17 protein-coding genes are annotated in these 22,519 nt (G+C 44.6%); 6 read left to right on the top strand and 11 right to left on the bottom strand.

The genetic code is table 11. The annotated features are described in order from the left end of the window. Positions 1–13: 13 nt before the first annotated feature. Entirely contained in the window at positions 14–2,431 is a 2,418-nt protein-coding gene (locus SPEA_RS15985) for a PilZ domain-containing protein (RefSeq protein ID WP_012156254.1), read from the bottom strand. 150 nt (positions 2,432–2,581) lie between these two features. On the opposite strand from SPEA_RS15985, the gene radA reads away from it, so the two are divergent. Further along, the gene (gene radA, locus SPEA_RS15980) at positions 2,582–3,955 is read left to right on the top strand and encodes a DNA repair protein RadA (RefSeq protein ID WP_012156253.1); all 1,374 of its coding nucleotides are present in this window, start codon (positions 2,582–2,584) and stop codon (positions 3,953–3,955) included. A gap of 114 nt (positions 3,956–4,069) precedes the next feature. Here radA and SPEA_RS15975 read toward each other — a convergent pair whose 3' ends face one another. From SPEA_RS15975 to SPEA_RS15965, 3 genes are all read right to left on the bottom strand, one after another. Further along, a complete protein-coding gene (locus SPEA_RS15975) occupies positions 4,070–4,468 on the bottom strand; it encodes a PilZ domain-containing protein (RefSeq protein ID WP_041411579.1) in 399 nt (132 codons plus the stop codon). 168 nt (positions 4,469–4,636) lie between these two features. Beyond that, a complete protein-coding gene (locus tag SPEA_RS15970) occupies positions 4,637–5,182 on the bottom strand; it encodes a YgjV family protein (protein ID WP_150102243.1) in 546 nt (181 codons plus the stop codon). 183 nt (positions 5,183–5,365) lie between these two features. After that, positions 5,366–6,553: a BamA/TamA family outer membrane protein gene (locus SPEA_RS15965; protein ID WP_049767978.1), complete on the bottom strand. Its 1,188-nt coding sequence runs from the start codon at positions 6,551–6,553 to the stop codon at positions 5,366–5,368. A 230-nt stretch (positions 6,554–6,783) separates the two neighbouring features. Here SPEA_RS15965 and SPEA_RS15960 point away from each other — a divergent pair, with 230 nt between their 5' ends. From SPEA_RS15960 to SPEA_RS15950, 3 genes are all read left to right on the top strand, one after another. Next, a complete protein-coding gene (locus SPEA_RS15960; RefSeq protein WP_012156249.1) occupies positions 6,784–7,782 on the top strand; it encodes a transporter substrate-binding domain-containing protein in 999 nt (332 codons plus the stop codon). A gap of 115 nt (positions 7,783–7,897) precedes the next feature. After that, positions 7,898–9,136, top strand: coding sequence for a DEAD/DEAH box helicase (locus SPEA_RS15955; protein ID WP_041411576.1), 1,239 nt, complete (start codon positions 7,898–7,900; stop codon positions 9,134–9,136). 350 nt (positions 9,137–9,486) lie between these two features. After that, positions 9,487–10,845, top strand: coding sequence for an NCS2 family permease (locus SPEA_RS15950; RefSeq protein WP_012156247.1), 1,359 nt, complete (start codon positions 9,487–9,489; stop codon positions 10,843–10,845). Positions 10,846–10,990: 145 nt separating this feature from the next. On the opposite strand, the gene SPEA_RS15945 is transcribed toward SPEA_RS15950, so the two are convergent. The 3 genes from SPEA_RS15945 to SPEA_RS15935 all read right to left on the bottom strand — a co-directional run bounded on the left by SPEA_RS15945 (position 10,991) and on the right by SPEA_RS15935 (position 15,289). Next, entirely contained in the window at positions 10,991–11,872 is an 882-nt protein-coding gene (locus SPEA_RS15945) for a UDP-2,3-diacylglucosamine diphosphatase (RefSeq protein WP_012156246.1), read from the bottom strand. Positions 11,873–12,030: 158 nt separating this feature from the next. Further along, positions 12,031–13,386, bottom strand: coding sequence for a YjiH family protein (locus tag SPEA_RS15940; RefSeq protein ID WP_012156245.1), 1,356 nt, complete (start codon positions 13,384–13,386; stop codon positions 12,031–12,033). A gap of 358 nt (positions 13,387–13,744) precedes the next feature. Then, positions 13,745–15,289, bottom strand: a complete 1,545-nt coding sequence (locus tag SPEA_RS15935) for a methyl-accepting chemotaxis protein (RefSeq protein ID WP_012156244.1) — start codon at positions 15,287–15,289, stop codon at positions 13,745–13,747. 364 nt (positions 15,290–15,653) lie between these two features. Between SPEA_RS15935 and SPEA_RS15930 the strand changes: the two genes are divergently transcribed. Continuing rightward, complete coding sequence (locus tag SPEA_RS15930; protein ID WP_012156243.1) at positions 15,654–16,358, top strand: DUF998 domain-containing protein; 705 nt, start codon at positions 15,654–15,656, stop codon at positions 16,356–16,358. Positions 16,359–16,478: 120 nt separating this feature from the next. Here SPEA_RS15930 and SPEA_RS15925 read toward each other — a convergent pair whose 3' ends face one another. The 3 genes from SPEA_RS15925 to ubiU all read right to left on the bottom strand — a co-directional run bounded on the left by SPEA_RS15925 (position 16,479) and on the right by ubiU (position 19,938). Beyond that, positions 16,479–17,609: an S-(hydroxymethyl)glutathione dehydrogenase/class III alcohol dehydrogenase gene (locus SPEA_RS15925; protein WP_012156242.1), complete on the bottom strand. Its 1,131-nt coding sequence runs from the start codon at positions 17,607–17,609 to the stop codon at positions 16,479–16,481. A 446-nt stretch (positions 17,610–18,055) separates the two neighbouring features. Next, on the bottom strand, positions 18,056–18,913 hold the full coding sequence (locus SPEA_RS15920; protein WP_012156241.1) for a U32 family peptidase: 858 nt from the start codon (positions 18,911–18,913) through the stop codon (positions 18,056–18,058). Positions 18,914–18,936: 23 nt separating this feature from the next. Beyond that, positions 18,937–19,938, bottom strand: a complete 1,002-nt coding sequence (gene ubiU, locus SPEA_RS15915; RefSeq protein ID WP_012156240.1) for a ubiquinone anaerobic biosynthesis protein UbiU — start codon at positions 19,936–19,938, stop codon at positions 18,937–18,939. A 132-nt stretch (positions 19,939–20,070) separates the two neighbouring features. Here ubiU and ubiT point away from each other — a divergent pair, with 132 nt between their 5' ends. Continuing rightward, positions 20,071–20,583 (top strand): ubiquinone anaerobic biosynthesis accessory factor UbiT, encoded by a 513-nt coding sequence (ubiT, locus tag SPEA_RS15910; RefSeq protein WP_012156239.1) that lies wholly within the window; start codon positions 20,071–20,073, stop codon positions 20,581–20,583. A 144-nt stretch (positions 20,584–20,727) separates the two neighbouring features. Here the strand turns inward: ubiT and SPEA_RS15905 are convergent, their stop codons facing one another. Further along, positions 20,728–22,446, bottom strand: coding sequence for an RluA family pseudouridine synthase (locus SPEA_RS15905; protein WP_012156238.1), 1,719 nt, complete (start codon positions 22,444–22,446; stop codon positions 20,728–20,730). Positions 22,447–22,519 lie beyond the last annotated feature (73 nt).

Below are 22,519 nucleotides of genomic sequence, written 5' to 3'. Positions count from 1 at the left end.
TCAGGAAAGTAACTCAGGAAAGTAACTCAGGAAATCGCAGTGTGACCTCTTGGGTGACATTCAAAAATTCGCCCACTCCAATGATATTCCAAAGCTGCCCTTCTAATTTCTTCCCTTTATGGGGAGAGTGAATATTGATGTACTCCCGTTCCCGGCGAATGTAATTTAAGTCAGGTTTACCTGTGGCGCCGCGATACACCCTTAACGCCATAAACTCACCAAGCTCTTGACTGCGTTGAATAAAGCTAAGTTGCTGTGAACGTTCTCTCAGATCACAATCACTGATGCAGCGCACTTTTATCTGCCCTTGTGACATACGGGAGATCTGCACGAATATTTCAAAATAGGATAAGCCATTTTGTGGCTTCATGGAGCGCATGGGTGTGATGAAGTCTCGCTTCAACTTACCGTCATTAAGCAAAGGAGCCAGATTGTAAGCTAATGTATTATCGCTTTGAGAGGCAAAGATGTTGGCAATATGATTTTGTTCGGTGCCAATGCCTAGGGTCGATATATAAGCCGATTTTACCGTGCGCTCAAGATAGTAGGGGACGGAAGCCAGTTTTCGCATGGCGATATTTTTCATGCCATCGGCGAGCTCTTTGACGTTATGGTTATTTTCGGTGAGTTTCTCAAGTTTCTCACGGTTATGCTCTATCAATCGATTTAAAAACTCGACGCCGACATGAGGCGTGTGACCGACTTGCGCCGCGAGGTGTAAGGTGATGCCGTTTTTACGGGTACGGATCAATCGGTAAGGCAGTGAAGCTAATGAGGTTTTACCTGCAAGGGGCTGTAATTTAGGGAAGCTGATTAAAATGGGTTCAGCTTCATCAAAATTCACCGGTGTTGTGACGCTAAGCTTCAAGCCTCGGCTTGAAATATCATCTGTGCTTGCGGCCATGCTCTGCTTACCTTGGCTAAGCATTACTGCGGTTTTAAAGGCAAAGCGGGATTCATTGCGTCGCTCACTAAACTGCAGCGAGATCAGCTTTATACTGTGTTGAGAGACCTTTTTTTGGCCAAAGATTTTTAACTCATTAACACTGGCTTGATTTTTTGCATCTCGGTTTATTTGGGCCCAGCATTGGTACTGCTCATCAGCCTTTAGTGGAGTCATATCTATGACTTGTAGTGCATGGCTAAAAGCACTTAGCTGGGTTTCTGTGAGCGCGGAATAGCGGCCTTCATCACCAGGTAAAATACTGGCTTTATAGGATTGTTGATGGTCGACAGCTTGTTTTGCAATCTTAAATACCCTAAAACTAGGCTTAGCGGCGCCAAAACTTAAAAACAGTGCTAACAAATCTCGAGAATTTAACTCTGCTAAGCTTGCAGAGTAAAAGAATTTCGCCCCTTGGGCTGTGAAGGTGAAGCAGAAGAACAGACAGTGCTGGCTATCATCAACAGAGTCTATAATGCGCTTCAGTCTAGCGGGGGTGAGAAAGCTGCTTAGCTGACAAATATTGTCTTCATCTTTGAAATATTCACTAATAGCTTGGTTATCACGACTGAGTAATTTATGACTGATGATGAGTTGCTGCGGAGCATTCGAGTCCGAATTCATTCTCGTCTCAATAAATAGCGGTAAATGAGGCAGATGAGGCAGGTAATGGCGTTCAAACCCCAGCCCTTTTGTCGTAACTAGTACATCATTTACATCGACCTTGTAGCGGAACTTATAACCTCGGATCAATTTTTCTAGCATCAGTGACAGTGCTTCACTGCCAGAAACCCGCTTTAATCTGAGCCAGCAATATTCATGGTTCTGTTCGGAGTCGACAATTTGATAGTCGACGCCTTGCTGTAGATCTTGATGATAGTACTCTTCACCAAGCTCCAATAGCTTGATGCAAATAGGCACCTTAGGTTGCAGGCCATGTTTTGCCGGAATACGGATCCTCGCGCCGCCCACAGATAGATCGACGGTGATCCCGTTAAAATTATGGTGACCTTGAGTGACATTGATGCGCATGCTGTAGTTCATCCGCTCTTCGCTACGGGCGAAGTAGCTTCCTAAAACCACAGCCTTGGCAACAAACGGTGAGACGTCGCTAACGACTTCATTCTGGTTAGACTGGCGTAGCTTCGATATACGCTGCTTGTGCGCTTCTATTACCTGCTCATAAACCCCTAAGGTATACTCGTCGCGATAAAGTGCGAGTGCCTCTAAAAATCTTTCTTTGGCGGGGGCGTCCAGATAATGTTGTTGGCCTTCAAAAATAAACACCTCACACTCGAGTTCGGTTTTATTACGGAGATCGATGAGCCGAGTGCAGGCAGAGGCCAGTCTATTGAGTTCCATCTTGAGCAAAAAGCGCGTTGAATTGGTTTCATCGGCGGTAAGCTGATCGAACAGCTCCGGAAATTCAGGTTCCATTAACAGGGGTTTTAACTGTTCAACGAGGGCTTTATGCAATTGTAACGTCATTAATCACTTCTTTTGGGATGCTAAAAAGGCCAATGGCTGATAGGCTCATAGGCATTTTTCAAGGGAGTAGTCGACTACTCTGCTTATCTTTAATTAGTATCGGCCAATATTGGCATTACTTTACCGATTTAATACGATTTAGAAAGAGCTATGGCAAAGAATAAAACAGCTTATGTATGTAATGAGTGTGGTCAAGATTTTCCTCGTTGGCAGGGGCAATGTAGTGCCTGTCAGGAGTGGAATACCATCAGTGAACTGAAAATTTCGGCGCTAAAACCTGCTCGTGCTTCGGTCTCAGGCTATGCTGGCTCTGTGGGCGGTGGTTCGAAAAAGTTAACCGAAATCGAAGAGTTTGAAGCGCAAAAGATGCTGACAGGCATTGGCGAGCTTGACCGAGTGCTTTGTGGCGGATTGACCACAGGTTCGGTAAACATCATTTCTGGTGACCCTGGTGCAGGTAAGACCACGATTTTATCAGATCTGGTGTCGCGTATGTCGCAGTTAATGCCATCGCTTTATTGTACCGCAGAGGAGTCGTTATCTCAGTTCAAAAACCGAGTTAACCGTCTAAAGCTAGATTGCAATGAAGACAACTTGTACCTGATGGCCGAAACCAGTGTCGAAGCCATTATTGCCGAACTTGAAGAGAAGAAGATTAAGTTTGCGGTTATTGACTCTATTCAGGCTGTTGTGACCGATTTAGCTAACGGCAGTCCGGGCTCGCCTTCACAGGTTAAGAGTAGTGCCCAGGCTCTCACTCAGTATTGTAAGCAAAATAACGTCACCATGTTTTTAGTGGCTCACGTTAACAAGAATAATGAAACTGCCGGGCCACAGACCCTAATCCATATCGTCGATTGTTTAACTCATATCGAGTGTAACGACGGCCAAATTCGCACACTTCGAGCCAACAAAAACCGCTTCGGCGATGTCGATACCGTGGGCATTTTTAAGATGACCGAACGCGGCATGATAAGTGTTGATAATCCGAGTGAGATATTTCTTTCCGGCTCCACAACAGAGTCACCCGGCGCGGCAATTACCTGTATCCGTAAGGGCAATCGCAATTTATTACTCGAGATCCAGTGCCTAACCACAGAGACCGAAGCTGAGTTTCCGCAGCGAGTTTGCGTAGGTTTGAATATGAACCGTATCAAGATGCTAACTGGGATATTGCGTAAGCACACTAAGACCAAAATTTTCCACGATACCTATTTTAACTTGGTCGGTGGTCTTAAAATTGATGAGTCTGAAACTTGCATCGACTTAGCCCTAGTGACCGCACTGCTCAGTAGTTTGAATGATTTTGTGGTGCCAAGAACCACATGCATCATGGGGGAGCTGAGTTTAAATGGGGATGTTCGCCCAATTGACAGTGGTGTTCCGCGAGTTAAAGAGGCGATTCAACATGGTTTTACCGAGATTTATATTCCATTTCGTAATTACCATAAGTCGATGGAAGGCTCGGGAGCCAAGATTATTCCGGTGAAGACGATCCATGAACTGCTGGAGTTAATAAACTAGCGAGTGATAACGTTAAGCGTGAAGGCCGCCTAAAACTTTGATTGTAAAAACGCCGCAATACTGCGGCGTTTTTACTTAAGGCTTGGGAGTGTCGCAGCCAGTGGGCTTGGGCTCCTATTCAATATTGGGACTCTTTTGCTCGAATAACCGCTCTAACTCTCTGTCGAGTAAACTGGCATCACCTAAGTTTAGTTCTAGAAGCCTGCGCAGGTGGCTAATGCTCTCAACATCAATGTATTGAGACGCTAAGCCAAGCTGTTGATTTTCTCTGTGAACGAGCTTGGTTAGCATCACGACTCTAATTTCAGGCTCTTGCAGGCTAAACTCCAGCGTTAGCTCTGTGCCGTTAAAGTCAAAGTCTTGGGGTAATTCAACCAAGGCGCCGTTAAGGCTGATATCCAGTAGCTTAGTTGCCCAGTGATTCTGATGTTGATAATCAAATTGGCTATCATGGTTGATTAGCTTGGCATCAGTTGCAAAGATTAACCGCGAAAATAACCTTCTTTCATCCACTTTATCCATACCATTCCTTGTATTCCTACTGAGTGTAGGTTGCTACGCTCGTATCATAATCTTAGCGTAATCCTAGCTAATACTAATCATTAATACCACTCGCTAAGCGATACCTATGCCAACAAATTTGCTGTTAATAAGCAGTTAGTCGATATCGTACGGTAAGCCTTAAGCGGTTTGTTCAGTGGATAAATCAGTTTGTTTTTGAGGCAATAAACCGTGTGCTAAAATAACCAGTGTTACCAGTTGATATAAGATCCCAGACCAAGATAATAAATGGATTGAAAGGGTTAGGCTGAGAACATTACTTATCATCATGGCGCAGCGTAAGTGCCCGCCCTTTAAGTGAAATAGGGCAAAACTCATCAGTACAGCGCTAGCAACTGCGCACCACTCACTCCAATGTTCGGCCCATACAAACCCCTGTAGTACAGCAATACTTGAAAATAGCAGTGGCAAGATATTCCTTAAATAACCATCTAGGCTCGAGCTATGTCGACAAGTCGCAAAACGCATAGCATTAACAACTTGGTTGAACATACCCAATGTGCTGCCGAGTAAGCCTAAGTGAATAGCTGTGAGACAAGAAGCGATGAGGTTGCCTGAGAATAATTGTTGATCATTTTCCTGATAGTTAGCCCACCAGCCAATGGCCATTGAGATAAAGCCTAAGGCTTGAGCCCATAATAAAGCTTGATGTGATAATTCGAACACGAAACGGCAAAACCTAACAGACATGGAAAAACGGATTGCTATTGTCGTTTTTTTGCTCAGTTAAACTGTGATCTTAAGCGGTTTACGCGGTTTTGTTTTTCGATTTTTTGGTGAGTTGTGAGCCACTTCACGCTATATAAGTTTCGCCTAAACTATATGGCAGGGGAGGGGCGTTCTAGTACGTTAAAATCCGCTGCCGACATTGATATACAAAGCCGTGTCTTCAGGCCCCCGCGCCACATCGACTCCCATGTGTAAGCCATAGCGCCTAGCTATGGTGTACCTAAAGCCAGCACCATAGGCATTTTGCAGTTCGCTATCCCACATATCACTAGAGCTTTTACCCGCGAGTCCGCTGCCAGCGAATGAGAGTAACATCCAGCGAGGGTTGAGTTTCCACATGATTTGCACTTCACCTGAGCCGACATTTTGCCCCTGATAACGGTTCTTCGGTATACCGCGTAGATCGATAAAGGGATAGGTGAAAATAGGCAGGCGGCCGTCACTGTCGATGGTTTGGTAATGCAGTTTTACACCTAAGGTGAGGCTGTTTGATAGAGGCCAATAGTTTAGCCCTTTAACATTAAGCGTTTGGTAGTTGTAGTCGCTACCGATATCTTTGCTAAACCAGTCGTATTCGAGTAGATAATTGTAGCCGCTGGTGGGGAGAAAGAAATTATTCAAGCTGTCGTATTCCACAATCGCTCCAATAGAGGACACCTTAGGCGATGTATCTATGATATCGGTTAGCCTATCTATAAGCTCAGGTGGAATATTGTCAAACTCACGGCGACTGCTTAAATCTAAGCTAAGATATTTTTGCGATACCCCAAGAAACAGCGGGCTTGAGTTAATGCGGTATTGCAGCTTTTGAATAATACCGAAGCCTTGCATATTCATATCTAATGACAAATCTTGTGCAAAATCACTTTGGCTATAAAAGCTCATATTGATGTCGCCGTAACCGCCACCAACGAGGTAGCGAACGCTATCTTGCGCCCAAGTTTGCCTATGGCCCGCAAATGCCATCTTAGTGCCGTTATCCGTTGCGCCAACGCCGACAACCGAGATCCCTGGTGTTAATAGCTGCGCGCCGCCATCGATAGAGTGAGTGGCAAGCTCCTTGCGCGCCTGTTGTTGCTCGGCACTTTCATGCAAAAACATCCCCATCACGGCAATGCCGTTACCCACAGACGGCTCAGTTATAATGGTGGGGACGGGTAAAAAGCCATAGGCGTTTTCGGCAAGGTATTGGCCAGCATCAAAGTAGCCATCAATAGGGTCGAAGAATTCAACTGCAGCAATAGAGTCAAAGGCCTGTAAGCTGATGAGCGCAGCGAGGCTGATGTTAGCTATTTTACTGAGTTCCATATTGTTTTTCTTATAATCAATGCTGTGAGCACAGTATAAGCAAAAGTGCGAAAAACAATCAAACAACCGCTGAGGCATTATACGGCAGGATAGACAAATAGCTGTAAGGGGCTGGGGAATGAGCTTGTCCGCTTTGCTGGTGAGTTATTATGGCTGTTTCAATTATTAGGTTATTCGACCATCATAGTGAGATGGTAAGATATTGAAAGGTTGGGTGATAAGAAAATTAGATGATTAGCAGAAGTAAGTCGCTTAAATTATTGAGCTCTATCATGCTCACTATAGTGAGTTGTTACTCGTTCGCGAACGAAGAGTTTAACCCCGTTAGCGAAAATAATCCTATTTCTGTGGAGAAAGGAGACGTTTCAATAGATACAGTTGTAGGCTTGGCTTCAGAACCGCTGATACTGAAATATTTTCAGGTCGATTCCCGCTTCAATTATCGCATTGCCCTACTTAACTTGGTACTTGAGAAAACGGCATCAAAGTATGGCACGGTAAAGCTCGAGCCTCTCGAGCAGGTCGTCACTCAAAGTCGCGGTCTGGTTATGTTAGAAGATAATGAGATCGATGTGGTTTTTCTTGCGACAACCAAGCAGCGGGAACAAGAGTTTCTTCCTGTGAGAGTGCCTATCATGCGCGGGATCTTAGGTTTACGGGTGCTACTCATACATAAAGATAATGTTGAACGTTTTGCTGCAGTGGCTAGCTCTGAAAACGATAGCTTAAAAATTGATAGCATAGAAATTGATAGCTTTGTGCAATTTAAACAGCAATTCGAAGCCGGGTTTGTATTTCACTGGGCTGACATGGCTATTTTAGACAGTAATAATATTTCGGTGCAAAAGCAGCCCACTTATCAGAACCTGTTCGCCATGCTTAACGCTAAACGCTTCGATTACTTTCCTAGAGGTGTGAATGAGGCTTGGCGTGAGCAAAGAGAAAATTCAGGTCGCTATCCAGATCTGGTTATCGATAAGCATATCGCGCTGCAATATGAATACCCAGTGTATTTCTTCGTTAATAACAATAACCCGCTATTGGCAGAGCGACTAGAGGAAGGCCTTAATCTGGCGTTGAACGATGGCTCTTTTAAGCAGCTATTCTTAAAACATCATAAAGCGCAGATAAAACAAGCCCAATTGCCAAAACGAAAATTGTTCTACTTAGATAATCCTACCCTACCAGCTAACACCCCGGTGATAGACAAAAGCTGGTGGCTGGAATAACCCATAGTAGGAGAAGCACTTCAGTGGCAGTTTAATGTTTAATTATTAGAGAAGACTTCTGTTAAACTCTGCAGCTGTTTAGATTGTGATTCTTGGATCAAGTTAAGGAATGTCAGTGTCATTTTCATCTCTCCCCTTAGGTGACAAACTTCAACGCGTGCTTGCGCAAAAAGGCTACCAACAGCCAACGGCCATTCAAGCCGAGGCTATCCCGGTTATTTTAAGCGGTCAAGATATCATGGCGAGCGCGCAAACTGGGACAGGTAAAACCGCCGCATTCACCTTGCCACTACTGCAACGCTTGCTCGATAGAAGCGCCGAGGATTGTTTGACTAGCCGACTGCCCACTGCGCTTATCTTAGTGCCAACGCGAGAGCTCGCAGTGCAAGTGAACGGCAATGTTAGCCAGTATGCGGTTAATACAGATATTGCTAGCGTGGTGATCTATGGTGGTGTGAGTATTGATGCTCAGGCAACAAAATTAGCTGCGGGCTGCGATATTATTGTCGCGACACCGGGACGCTTGCTAGATCACCTTCGCCGTGGCTCATTGAACCTATCGAGTATTGACTACTTAGTATTCGATGAAGCCGATCGCATGCTAGACATGGGTTTTATGGATGAAATTAGTGCCATCTTAACGCGTCTGCCGGCTAAGCGTCAGACCTCGCTATTTTCGGCCACCTTTAGCACGGCAATTTATGATTTAAGTAAGAAGCTATTGCATAAACCTGCACGAATAGAGGTCGATAAAGCCAATAGCGCTGCAGACAGTGTTGAGCAGATAGTCTATGCCGTAGATAGTGATCGTAAGACAGAGTTGATTTGTCATCTAATCAAGAAGTATGACTGGCATCAGGTGCTTATTTTTAGCCGCAAGAAGCAGACCGCCGATACTATTGCACAAAAGATGTTAGCGACCGGAATTGAGACTAAGGCGTTTCATGGTGACTTAGGCCAAGGTGCTCGAGAACAGGTGCTCAATGATTTTAAGCAGGGCAAGATTAAAGCGCTTGTGGCTACCGATGTAGCAGCTAGAGGGTTAGATATTGTTGAGCTTAAATACGTGGTCAACTATGAGATCCCCTTTATTGCCGAAGATTACATCCACCGGATCGGCCGTACTGGGCGCGCAGGTAGTGTGGGCAAAGCGGTAACTCTATATAGTGAAGATGATGCCTTACTGCTTGAAGAGGTGGAGACGGTGTTAGATAAACGCTTGGCACCGCAATGGCTGCCAGGTTTTGAGCCGGACTTAACCAAGAGCGAACCTGTTAGTCGAAAGAATAGCAAAACGGCTCAGCGTCAAAGAGCTAAGAGGCGCGCCTTGGGAGGCAGTAATCGCCGCCGATAAGCATTAGGTTGGCAGTGTGAAAGCAGTACTTAGGTGCTGCTTTTTTGTGTTTTAAATAAGTTAGAGTGAAAAAGTCCCAAGTTAATGACAGGTTTTTCTTGATACTAATCAAAAATATTCCCAGTGAGCTATTTCCTCTGTCTCGATTGCGGTACACTCCGCGCCAACAAAGGCTGTGTTGGTAAGAGTAAATTTTACCAGGCATATTGCTCGCAGGTCACTTGTGTCTATTTATAGCATAAGTGGATCTCTCACCCGATATTTTAGTCGGGGCTCTACCTGCCATAGCCAAGTGGCCAATTGAACTCAATTGGTTAACCATATTTAAGAGATCAAAAGGTATTACTACTATGAAGTCTGAACAGACTCTTGCAACCCCTGTTACTCCTGCCGATTCAGTTCTGGATCGTTATTTCAAAATATCAGCTCGTGGAAGCACCCTAAGACGCGAAGTGATCGCGGGTTTTACCACGTTTCTAGCCATGGTGTATTCGGTGATTGTGGTGCCGAATATGTTAGGCGCTGCCGGATTTGATACAGGTGCAGTCTTTATTGCGACCTGTTTAATTGCGGCCTTTGGCTCATTACTGATGGGCTTATGGGCGAACTTGCCAATGGCGATTGGCTGCGCGATTTCGCTAACCGCTTTCACCGCTTTTAGTATGGTGTTAGGTCAAGGGATCTCTATTCCTGTGACTCTTGGCGCTATCTTCTTGATGGGTATCGTATTCACGCTAGTGAGTGTGACCGGCGTGCGTCAGTGGGTACTGACTAACTTGCCAAAAGGTATTGCTCACGGTACGGGTATTGGTATCGGCTTGTTTCTACTGTTAATTGCTACTAACAGCGTGCAGTTGATTGTTGCCAACGATACAGGCTTGCCTGTGGCGCTAGGCGATATTCATAGCCTACCTGTGATTGCGACGATTATTGGGCTTGCAGCGACTATCGGTCTTGAGCGCCGCGGCATGCCAGGTGGCATCCTTGTGGTGATCATAGCGCTATCGGTATTTGGTTTAATATTCGATCCTGCCGTCAAGTTCCAAGGCTTTTTCGCGCTGCCAGACTTGATGTCTGATAACTCACTTATCGGCCAGCTCGATATCATGGGCGCATTGAACCCTGTAGTTCTGCCTATCGTATTAGCCTTGGTGATGACGGCAATTTTTGATGCAACAGGCACGATTCGTGCGGTTGCGGGGCAAGCCGATCTGCTCGATAAGAATGACAACATCATCGATGGTGGTAAGGCATTAACTTCAGACTCTGTTAGCAGCATCTTTGCTGGCGCAGTCGGCGGCGCACCCGCTGCTGTTTATATCGAGTCGGCAGCAGGTACTGCTGCGGGTGGTAAAACAGGCCTAACGGCAACAATCGTCGGTGTGCTGTTCCTGCTAATGATGTTCTTAGCGCCACTTAGCTACCTAGTGCCAGCTTATGCAACGGCTCCAGCGCTAATGTATGTGGGTCTGTTGATGCTAAGTAATGTGACTAAGCTGGATTTTGACGATAAAGTCGATGCTATGGCAGGCTTGACCTGTGCAGTATTTATTATCTTAAGCTGTAATATCGTCACTGGTATTTTATTAGGCTTTGTGACACTTGTTATTGGCCGTCTATGTAGCGGTGAGTGGCGCAAACTCAAGCCGGGTGTGCTTGCGATTACCTTAGGTTTGGTGGTGTTCTATATGGGCGGTTGGGCGATTTAATTTCGATTTCCAATTACCTATAGTCTAACCATAACCATAAAAAAGCCAGTCATCAGTGACTGGCTTTTTGTTATGTAGTGTCTGTCCCGTCCTGAGATAAGTTGACACTTTGGAGACTTATCTATGAACCCTTCAGTAGAATAGCTTAGGCAACGTGCTGCTGCCTTGGTGCTTGCTGGTTATCATCAAAAGAGTGGCAGCAGATGATTTCGGCCTGTGCTGTAGTTTCGTTCCACTTAAGCAGATGAATGTCGCCCTGATTAGATTCTGCGATTAAGGTGCAGTTCTCCACCCAATCACCATCATTGGCATAAAGGATCTTATCTTGAATATTCAGAGCCGGCTGGTGGATGTGACCACAGATCACAGCATCGACGTCTTTGCTATTTGCGTAACGCAGCACAGCAGACTGATAATCGTTAATGGCTTGTTGAGCCTTGTTGATGCGTAATTTGATATAGCTGGCTAACGACCAGTATGGATAGCCAAGCCAATTACGTACCTTATGAAGTCCACGGTTTAGCAGTAGTAATAGGTCATATAGATGGTCACCTAGCTTGGCGTAAGCTCGGCCGACACAGACTTCAGAATCAAACTGATCGCCGTGTAGCATGAGATATTTTCGGCCAGTCACACCAGTGTGAATATATTCGTTAGCGATAGACAGATCCCAAAGGTGAAAACCACTATATGGCTTTAATATTTCATCATGGTTACCTGGGATATAGACAAGCTTGGTGCCATCACGCGCCATTTTTAATAGTTGTTGTAATACCTTGTTATGGGATTCAGGCCAGTAGACTCGGCGCTTTAATGCCCAGACATCAAAGATGTCACCCACTAGATATAATGACTCAGTTTCGACTTGTTTAAGTAGCTGTAGCAGATACTCAGCCTTACAGTCTTTGCTACCTAAATGAACGTCGGATAACCACAGGGCATTGACACACAAAGGCGCTGAAAACGGATGGATAGGGCTGACTGTAGATGTTGTTTGTTGAGACTTAGTGTTTGGCTGCTTGGTCATTGGTTTGCCACTGAAACTATGTGTTAGCGCTAGCGTAAAAGAGCTTATTGACGACAGGATGAACTATTTATGTCGACTTTGTGACGAGCTTCGGGGAAGGATTACAGATACAAAAAAGGAGCGAAAATTCGCTCCTTTTTATATTTTTGGGGGCAAGCTTAGAAAATTAGATGCGCCACACCCGCAATAACTGGCAGTGTTACTAATGTTCTTAAGATGAAGATCACGAATAACTCTAGGAAGTTAACTGGGATCTTACTACCTATCAGTAACGCGCCCACTTCACTCATGTAGATCAGCTGAGTCACAGACAAGGTTGCGATGATAAAGCGTGTCATATCTGATTCGATAGAGCTGGCTAAGATAGCTGGGATAAACATATCCGCAAAGCCCACCATAATCGTCTTCGATGCTGCCGCGGCTTCAGGAACCTGTAGTAGCTCTAGTAGTGGAATGAACGGCATACCCAAATATTCAAAGATTGGGGTGAACTCGGCGATCATTAGCGCGATAGTACCGATACCCATTACCACTGGGATCACGCCAAAAATCATATCAACCACGTTCTTCATGCCATCAACAAGCGTGTGCTTAACGCCACCGGCTTGAGAAGCCTTAGTGAGTGCTTGGTGCAGACCCCAAGAGAATACGTTGTGACCGGCAGGAACCGTTTCATCATCAGCATGACGTGGTGTCTCGTCTACATAGAGATCTTTCTTCCATGATAGCGGTGGCAGCTTAGGTACCACGATTGCGGCAACGAAACCTGCAAGACATACGGTTAAGTAGAAAGGCACAAAAAGATGTTCTAGCTGAACCTGAGAGATCACCACTAAAGAGAAGGTAATTGACACTGCTGAGAAGGTGGTACCAATCACAGCAGCTTCTCTTTGGGTGTAGAAGCGAGCTTCATACTGCTTGCTGGTCATTAAAATACCCACACTACCATCACCTAACCATGAGGCCATGCAGTCGATAGCACTTCGGCCCGGTAGGTTAAAGATAGGGCGCATGACTTTGGTTAGCATGGTGCCTAACAGCTCTAGTAAACCAAAGTTCAGTAGTAGTGGCAGTAACATACCTGCGAATAAAAATACTGAAAACAGTACAGGTAGTAGATCGTTCAGCACTAATGCACCAGTGCTACCCGAGCGGATCGCTTCAGGGCCAACATTGAAAAATGTTAGCGTAATAAAGATAGCGCCCAGAACACGTACGACTAGCCAGATAGGGCTAACGTTAAATAATGAGTTTAGAAAACGCTGTTCAACAATAAATTTAGGCTTTAATACTTTTGTGAATAATGAAGCTAGTGCTGTAAAGATAACAATCGCTGTCACGATACCGACTAAAACGTCACTTAAAAGATTTTGAAGTCCTTTTGAGATGATCGCGATAGGGATAGTCAGCGCATCTTGATAATTGATTGGCATCATAAACAGTAGCAAGCCAATCAAAGAAGGCACGATGAACGTGAGTATTGTTTTTATGTTGTGGGTTTGTTTTTCTGACACTTTCTCTACACCCTAAATAACGAGTTTTTGCTTAATATGACGATAAATAGACGTCTATGCATAAACAGAAATATTATTGAATATCCATTCAACTGTTAGTCGGCGAAATTATCGCCTTAAAACATCTAAGTAAAACGATTCAGTTATTCTGTAGTGGATTTCACTACCATCGAATAGTTATTAGCTCAATGTGATTATTTATATTGTATCGGAAGTTGACGAAAAAGCACAAAACTTTTTTTGGTTAAATCTTTTTTAAAACAGATGTTTATAAATGTTGGGTTGCTGTTGCGTGCTTGGTGTTGGTTTTGGTCGCCACGCAGACTGCGTAACGACCAAAAGGACTTTAAAAGAGGAATTAACTAAATGTTTTCCTCAAAGATTTTGCTTTCTCTGCATTAATTATTAACTGCTTCACTGAGGCCTCAACCGAGTTCACGGCGCATAGATTCTCACTCGATGCTTGGCTAATTTGACTGATATTTTGGTTTATCTCGGCCACAACTAAGGTTTGTTGTTCTGCCGCAACCGCATTTTGGATGGCTAATTGTTGAATATTCTTCATCGATTGATAGATGGTATCCACCTTTTGTACGGAGATTTCGGCATCTTTGCTGCATAATAATGCTTGGGATTTACTGTGATTCATCTGCTTAGACCAGAGCGTGAGCATGCTAAACATTTTATCAACACTCTCAGAAATGCTAGTGGTTGATTGCTGAGTACGGCTCGATAGTGCTCTTACTTCATCGGCGACAACCGCAAACCCTCGTCCTTGCTCTCCAGCTCGAGCGGCTTCGATAGCTGCATTGAGTGCGAGCAAGTTGGTTTGCTCGGCAATTGAATCGATTTCTGACATCGCGCTGGCGACTCGCTCGGCCTCTTTATTCAGTAAGAGTGCGTTAGCTGCGGCTTCGGCAACAGAATCTGACAGCTGATGAATACCTGCGGCATTTTGCTGCATTTTCTCACGACTCTCTTGGCAAAACTGATAGCTATGTTGAATGCTGTCTGAGGTGGATTGGGTGTTTCTAGCGACTTCGCTGATGGTGGTTCCCATCTCTTCGGTGGCACTGGCCATCTGCTCTATCTGTTGTTTTTCAATGTTTAAGCCAGTATGGGTTTGCTCTGTAGCGGCAATCAGTTGGTTGGCAATATCTTCAATATGCTCGGCATTATCTTGGGAGCGTCCAAGTACCCCTTGTAGCTTGGCGTCTTTCATCATTAACTGGAAATCTAATAGAGAAGAGGTATCGCGCCCACAATAGATAAAGCGACTGACCGAGTCATATTTTTGCTTCATTCTCATCAGTTTTTCAGGCACTCGAAAAGCTTCATCGTAAAAGATGGCAAGATTGATCCCCATTAGAATGATGCCAGCAATGATGACTGTCCATCCCCATATCGCACCAGCAATCAATAGCCCAGTGCAGACACAAATTGCTGACAACAATCTTTTATTGGCTAAGCTGATGGGATCATCAACACGTTTACCCTGATTTAGGCGCTGGTAGACTTTAGAGGCTTTATCGGTGAGTTGAGGGCTTGCAGCCATGCGGACTGATTGATACCCGATGAGCTCACCTCTTTCAAACAGGGGCGAGACGAAGGCATCGACCCAATAGTACTTGCCGTCTTTACAACGATTCTTGACCACTCCGCGCCAAGAAAGCCCTAGTTTTAGTTTGCCCCACATCTCTTCAAATGCGGCCTTGGGCATATCTGGATGACGTACTATATTGTGATTATGTCCAATCAGTTCTGCTTGCTCGAAACCTGATACTTCAATAAACCTTTGGTTAACGTAGGTGATCACGCCACGCCTATCCGTGGTGGAGATGAGTTGATCGCTAGGGATTAACTTAACTTCTTGATTGCTTAAGTTTGCTTGGTTGTTTGTCATTATTATTATTCCGTGTGACAGCAAAGTATTGCGATTTGCTCGCAACGCATTAACACAAGCTCATATAATATAACATTAATACAGTTGTTTACATTGTGGTAAAGGCTTTTTCAAGCCAGTTCATCGTGAGTAATTTTGTTGACTGTATTTGGTTAAGCTTTTGGAGTTAATCTCTTTTTTAGTGATGTTTTTTAGATTATTTTTAGTCATAGACTTGAATTTCTAGCGTGCAGATTATAAAAGTAACAAGTAGGTAACATGTTTGGGGCGTCACTGTTTATTAAAACTCTGAGCTATGCCTCTTTACCGCCAAGCGATTCGATATACATTAATAAACGTTAATAAAAAGATTTAATAGGGAACTATGCTCGTTAAGAAATACAGTAAAGTTTCAACGTTAGCATTCAGGTTCGGCATGCTTGGTATTTTTGGGCAGGTGCTAGGGCTGGTTTTATCCTTACTAATGTTTGAGCGCTTTGATGGTGAAAGCTTTAATTTTTTTAGCAATACCTTAAGTGAACTGGGAAGTTATGGTCACTCTTATTACGCGGTGATTGTTAATGGCGGGCTATTTTTTGGTGGACTTTGTGTGGTGCTTTTTTGCTTGCTTAGTCTACAGCTGCATACCTCTACTTGGGGTTACCTATTTTATGCAAGTTTAGGCCTGAGTTATTTCGCTCTCGCTGCGACGGGGTTATTTCCTATCAATGTTTACCATCTACATGTGATTGCGATTAAGTACTTTTTTATCTTTAGTTGTAGCAGCCTAATATTCTATGGCTTGTACCAGCTGCTGGCAAAACAGTCACATCGCTCAGTCCTGACTCTTATTAGTGCAGCAGCGGCTTTTCTGTTGATGACCTCTTTTCTATTGCTGCCTTTGCTAGAGCTGGGCTTTACTCAAGGTAACAGCGCTTTTTACAATGAAATGTTGGCCGAATCGACAAGAGCTGAAATATGGTGGCCAGCCATTATTCAATGGGGCAGCCTAAGCACATTTCTGTTCTGGACCTGCTTAGTGATAAAAAATAGTCAATTAGACTCTAGCTCTGGCGAAAAAGCTAATTAGTCAGTTACGCATATTTCTCTATCGATTTAGGGGAAATATCGAGCTTTTTTATGGCGAATTTATGCCGATAGGTATTGAAAACAATAAGCGCCCGAGAGCGCCTATTGTTTAGTCGATTACCTATTTGTCAAAGTGAAGCACAGTACGGATACTCTTACCTTCGTGCATTAGGTCAAACGCGTCGTTTACTTGCTCAAGCCCCATAGTATGAGTGATGAAGTCATCTAACTTGAATTCGCCCGCCATGTAACGCTCTACATATTCTGGCAGTTCAGAGCGGCCTTTAACGCCACCAAATGCACTACCTTTCCATACTCGACCGGTCACAAGTTGGAATGGACGAGTTGAGATCTCTTGGCCTGCACCAGCAACACCGATAACAACCGACTCGCCCCAGCCTTTATGGCAGCACTCAAGTGCACTACGCATTACATGAACGTTACCGATACACTCAAATGAGTAATCAACACCACCGTCAGTGAGCTCAATGATCACTTCTTGAATAGGCTTATCGTAGTCTTTTGGGTTGATGCAGTCTGTTGCGCCAAGCTTACGAGCTAGCTCAAACTTGCTTTCATTAATGTCGATAGCAATAATACGTGACGCTTTAGCCATCACTGCACCGATAATGGCTGACAAGCCAATACCGCCCATGCCAAATACTGCAACAGTTGAGCCTTCTTCTACTTTGGCGGTGTTCATTACCGCGCCCATACCCGTTGTTACACCACAACCTAGTAGACATACTTCTTCAAGTGGTGCATCAGGATTCACTTTCGCGAGTGAAATCTCAGGTAATACTGTGTATTCAGAGAAAGTCGAGGTGCCCATGTAATGGAAAATATCTACGCCATCTTTTGAAAAGCGAGTGGTGCCATCAGGCATTAAGCCTTTACCTTGAGTTTCACGGATTTGCTGGCAAAGGTTTGTCTTACCAGACTTACAGTACTTACACTCACCACATTCTGGAGTATAAAGAGGGATCACGTGATCGCCCACTTTAACGCTCGTAACACCTTCGCCAATAGATTCGACGATACCGCCACCTTCATGACCAAGAATACATGGGAAGATCCCTTCAGGATCGTCACCGGAAAGGGTGAATGCGTCTGTGTGACATACACCTGTTGCAATCATCTTAATACGCACTTCGCCCTTTTGAGGTGGCATAACATCAACGATTTCCATCGTTAGTGGCTCGCCAACGGCCCAAGCAACTGCGGCTTTTGATTTGATTGTTTTTGCTGTCATCTTTTATTCCTACTGTAAGTGAATTTAGAAGTACGGCTTACCACCGTCGTTAGTGTGAAAAATTATAATTGATTTCATTTTCATGATAATCAGTCTTAAATGTAAATTACTTTTGCTGTAGTGTAATAATCAGGTGGTTATTTAAGCTAAGAACTGGCTTATGGTTATTTTTGCCTAATAGGGATAACTTACGATAAGCATAGTGGCTAAGTTTTGTTCTTTCCGAGATATTGTTTTGGATTTGAACTCAATTGAGCGCAGCCGCTAAAACTTCGGATATTACCCGTTAGCCTTTATAGAAAGTGACCCGCTTGTCATATAGTTGGGGCTATTAGGCATAACTTTGCCATTAGCGCCATGATGAATATCAACGAATAAAAAGCCCACTTATTTTTGATAAGCGGGCTTGGGTATTGAATGAGTGATTAGGTAAAGAAGTTATCTGTTTAGTTGGAAACCACTTGGCTAAAGCCGGCGCTTTGATGCCAATAGCCGTTACAAGCTAAGCTTTTGTCACTTGTTGGTTGCAATAAGATCTGCTCAGCGATTTCAATACTCTGTAGACTAGTTGGTGACACCCTGAAATAGTCGACTCCCATCAATTTCATCTGGTCAACTTCACTGGACAGATCGATTAAACTGGCCGATTGGGTTTGAATGCCATTTAATCTCAGTAAAGGCTGGTCGTCCATCGTCTGTGCCAGTAAGCCCTTAGGGTGTGACAAGCAGACTATTTGGCAATCATCCTTCTGTAAGCCTTGCTGTCTGGCGGTAAAGCAACGCGCCGAGTGAGCGAGTGGCAGATAACCATGACCAAAGACCTCAACTTCAAAAGGTGTTGGCTTTTCAGCCTCGATAACATGAGTCAGCCAATCTTTTGATAACTCAATCGGCATAACAAATCGCTGCATACCCCATTGCTGCAGTTTCTTCAATGTCGCAAAGTTGTAGTTGTTCACTGTTGGACCGCAGACAAAAGGTAGCTTGCGCTCTTTTGCCGCCTGCACGGCGCCCATATCGTTGGCTTCAATCATAAACTCGCCATTATCGACATGCTTTTTCAGTTCATTGTATTCCGATGGTGCTTCTAATAGAGCGAGAGTGGAAAGTACCACTTGTTTACCAGACTCCTTTAGCATCTGTGCCAGTGCAAAGTAATCTGCAAACTTAAGCTGGCGACGACGGCTACACACTGTCTCACCCAAATAGATTAAAGGGATATCGCTTTGGGCGACTTGGTCGTAAAAAGTATTAACTTTTTGTTTTTCCCAGCAATACTGCAATGGGCCAAGTGAGATTTTCATTATTTGTCCTTTTTAGCCTATGACTATTGCCAGTTGCGCTCGTATGCGCCAAGTGTGGTAGTTTGCCCTTCGGAGACTTTTGCTAGTGCAAGATCCCACTCCCGCTGTGTCTGGTATTTCTCGGGGGCAGACATGTAGCTATCGATAGCAGCGCGCCATACTTTGGTGACTTGCTCTACATAGGCAGGACTACGTTGACGGCCTTCAATCTTTAGCGACACCACGTTGGCTTTGGCAAGTTCAGGCAGCAAGCTTAGGGTGTTAAGGCTTGTAGGTGACTCAAGAATATGGCTTGGCGTATTATTTTCAGTCGTGGTGTAACGGCCTTTACATACCACAGGGTAACCCATCTGCTCATCTAAGCCTGACTTGTCGATTAGTACATCATTTAGTAGGGTTAAACGATCGCTTCCCACTTCCTGCCAACGAACATGCTTTGCTGGAGAGCAGGAGCCGCCAGTGTTGGGGGATTGCCCCGTCACATAAGAAGATAAGTGGCAGCGGCCTTCAGCCATAATACATAAGCTGCCGAAAGCAAAAACTTCTAAATCTACTGGAGTGACCTTGGCCAAGTCGCGCACTTGCTTCATCGATAAAACCCGTGGCAGCACGGCACGCTCGATATTAAATTCTTCCTTATAAAGCTTAAGTGCACCTAAGTTAGTGGCGCTTGCTTGTACCGAAAGGTGTAAGGGCAGGTGCGGGTATTTACTGTGGGCGTAATCGAGTAAAGATAAGTCCGCCATGATTAATGCGTCAACGCCTGTATCTGCAGCAAGATCAATTGCTTGATACCAGCGGCTTTCTTCACCGGGTTTAGGAAATGTATTGATGGTCAAAAATATCTTCTTGCCACACTTCTTTGTATATTCGGCGGCTTGCTGAAGTTTCTTAGGGGTAAAATTTAAACCTGCAAACGACCGTGCATTGGTATCGTCCTTCAGACCGAGGTAGACCGCATCAGCACCTGCATTAAGGGCGGTTTTTAGGGATGCGAGATTTCCCGCGGGGCACAGTAATTCCATATGGATGCTCCAAAAATATTGAAACAGGAGTTTAAAAGGGAATGAAGATCATATTTTTGATGTAAAACAGGTTTGTGATCATAAAATCTAGGTAATATTCCCTTCTTTGCCTCATTTTGGATACATATTTACATGCAAGGTTTCTTTCCTCACAAGTTAGCTCATAAAGTGCTCGAAATCGGGCCCAAAGTGATTGCGGGTCCATTAGCTATCGTGCCATTTACGCTAAAAGCTGAGTTACTAAAGCGGATCTTAGGTTTATTGCTAGCAGAGCAAGCTGCTGATGAAGAATTAGACTTTCTAGATGGCCGCTGGGTGGCGATTAAAATTGAAGATTTAGGCCTGACATTTGAAGTGACTTACACCGACACTTGGCAAGTTCGTCAGCTGCAAGAGGCCGAAGTCACCTTTACGGCACAATCAAAAGACTTGCTACTGATTGCCGCGGCAAAAGAAGATCCTGATACCTTGTTTTTCCAGCGTAAACTTTGTATTGAAGGCGATACCGAGTTAGGGCTCGAGGTGAAAAACTTGCTGTTAAGCGTCGAGTTTGATGCCATGCCTGCTGCCATTCGAGTGGCAATTGAAAAGTTGGCGCAGGCGCTGCAGGCGTTACAAGCAAAAGCAGAGCCAGCGCTTGTCTAATCGATAATTTTTGCTCAATGAGTCATGCATCACTTGTCGGTTATGCATGACTTACTTTTTTGGCCTAATCTTTTAAATGTATATTACATTCAGCCTCTTAAACTTAATCCCTTGAGCTTAATCTCTTGAACTTTATTTCTTGAATTAGTCTTCTTGATTAAAATCGACATCAACCTCAAAAGTTAATCTTTCTCTGCTAACAGGGTGATTTAGCACTAAGCGCTGAGCATGTAGATGTAAGCGGTTTGCTTTCTTGCCATAAAGGTCATCGCCAATAATTGGCAGATGTAAGCCTTCATGATGAGCACAATGCACTCGAAGTTGATGGGTGCGTCCGGTGTGAGGATACAAATACAACATAGTGGCGTCGTTGCTGCGGGACTTGACCTGCCAATGAGTTAGCGCATGCTTGCCGTGCTCATAACAGACCAATTGTCTCGGTCTGTCATCAATATCGCCCCGTAGTGGCAAACAGATCTCACCTTTTTCACCCAGCACAACACCAGGTACCTGCGCCAGGTAACGCTTCTCTACCGTGCGGGCAATAAACTGCTGCGCCAAAGACTTGTTGGCATCACGAGTCAGTGCAATAACCATTAAACCTGAGGTCGACATATCCAGCCTATGAACGATAAGCGGACCTGTTGCCTGTGGAAATTGCGCCTTCATGCGAGCATATACAGAGTCGGTGACATTTTTTCCGGGTACGGACAGAAATTCGGCGGGTTTGTTAACCACTGCCATGACCTCGTCTTGATAGATAATCTCAAGCGATTTACCTTCGGCAGGGTTAGTCAGCAATGGATTTTCATCCATCTCAATCCCAGCAAGCATATGGCTTAAAATAGGTTGGCATTTACCCTGGCATGAACCGTAAAAGTTTTTATGTTGCTTGATTTCAGACTTTGGTGATAACCCCCACCAAAACTCCGCCATAGCAATAGGTGTTAAACCATGACTAAAAGCAAATTGCAGTAGTTTAGGCGCAGCGCACTCGCCGGCTCCGGCTGGTGGTTGTTGTGTAGGGCTATCTTTAAAAATCTGGTTGAGATCTTTTAGCTCATCAGCCTGATTTAAAAACTGATACTGGGCAAAGATCTGTTTTTGTAGACCATTAGATTGTTGGGCGCGGGTCGCTTTGATGGCCGAGATTTCAGCCTTTAGCGCGTTAAGCTGTGTGGCAACTTCATCGCATCGAGTGTCCCAAGTTTGTTTAGTGGCTTTGAGATGGAATTTCTCGGCGACACTTTCTTTACCTAATTGCACATTAAGCTCGGCTAGCTTGTCTGTGTCTTGCAGCTTTTCAGTACTCGCGCGGCGAAGTTTACGCGCTTTGCGATTTTCAATGATTTGCGCACGAATAGCCTCTAATTCACTTTCTGCTTGGCTGCGTAATTGAGCTAACTCGGCAGTCAGCCTAGCAATATCAGGATTATTCTGGGCACTTTCTAGTTGCTCTGTGAGCTGGTTAAGCGCCTGCATGCCGCCATGAAAGAAGCTTTCCTCAGCTAACATATCGAACACGGGGGGCACAAAACCATTGAGTAGGTTTTGCTCGGCTAACTTGCCAGAAAACGCCGCTAAATACCCAAGCTGTCCGCTTGGGTTTCGCACGATAAGTACACCAAACATTTTACCTATGGCCGCAGTTTTAGCCGTGTCAGCATCCTTGTTTGAATCATTCTCTAAGCCAAAGTTATGCTGCCAGTCAGTTTGAGTGGTTAAGTATTCTTGTAGCTCTGAGGCAGCCAATAAACACAGCGGGTGCGGCTCATAGTAAAACGGAAAGGTAAAACGCTGTGGCAGCTCGTAACTATCGATAGCTGATTTAAAAGGGGTAAAACAGTGCTGAGCAGAATACATGGGCAGTTAATATCTTTATAAACGAGCGCTAAGCTAGGCTAGCACTTTAGGAGGCGAGATTTTACGCTGTCAC

The organism is Shewanella pealeana ATCC 700345 (assembly GCF_000018285.1).
In the GTDB taxonomy this organism is placed as follows: Bacteria; Pseudomonadota; Gammaproteobacteria; order Enterobacterales; family Shewanellaceae; genus Shewanella; species Shewanella pealeana.
Note: the sequence above shows the minus strand (reverse complement) of the source record. Positions and strands in the feature narration are given on the sequence as shown.

Excerpts from the sequence above, each read along its gene's own strand:
- ubiU (WP_012156240.1), bottom strand. The coding sequence starts at position 19,938 with ATGGAATTACTGTGCCCCGCGGGAAATCTCGCATCCCTAAAAACCGCC.
- SPEA_RS15935 (WP_012156244.1), bottom strand. The coding sequence starts at position 15,289 with ATGACAAACAACCAAGCAAACTTAAGCAATCAAGAAGTTAAGTTAATC.
- radA (WP_012156253.1), top strand. The coding sequence starts at position 2,582 with ATGGCAAAGAATAAAACAGCTTATGTATGTAATGAGTGTGGTCAAGAT.
- SPEA_RS15985 (WP_012156254.1), bottom strand. The coding sequence starts at position 2,431 with ATGACGTTACAATTGCATAAAGCCCTCGTTGAACAGTTAAAACCCCTG.
- SPEA_RS15925 (WP_012156242.1), bottom strand. The coding sequence starts at position 17,609 with ATGACAGCAAAAACAATCAAATCAAAAGCCGCAGTTGCTTGGGCCGTT.
- SPEA_RS15960 (WP_012156249.1), top strand. The coding sequence starts at position 6,784 with ATGATTAGCAGAAGTAAGTCGCTTAAATTATTGAGCTCTATCATGCTC.
- ubiT (WP_012156239.1), top strand. The coding sequence starts at position 20,071 with ATGCAAGGTTTCTTTCCTCACAAGTTAGCTCATAAAGTGCTCGAAATC.
- SPEA_RS15920 (WP_012156241.1), bottom strand. The coding sequence starts at position 18,913 with ATGAAAATCTCACTTGGCCCATTGCAGTATTGCTGGGAAAAACAAAAA.
- SPEA_RS15950 (WP_012156247.1), top strand. The coding sequence starts at position 9,487 with ATGAAGTCTGAACAGACTCTTGCAACCCCTGTTACTCCTGCCGATTCA.
- SPEA_RS15905 (WP_012156238.1), bottom strand. The coding sequence starts at position 22,446 with ATGTATTCTGCTCAGCACTGTTTTACCCCTTTTAAATCAGCTATCGAT.
- SPEA_RS15930 (WP_012156243.1), top strand. The coding sequence starts at position 15,654 with ATGCTCGTTAAGAAATACAGTAAAGTTTCAACGTTAGCATTCAGGTTC.
- SPEA_RS15945 (WP_012156246.1), bottom strand. The coding sequence starts at position 11,872 with ATGACCAAGCAGCCAAACACTAAGTCTCAACAAACAACATCTACAGTC.
- SPEA_RS15965 (WP_049767978.1), bottom strand. The coding sequence starts at position 6,553 with ATGGAACTCAGTAAAATAGCTAACATCAGCCTCGCTGCGCTCATCAGC.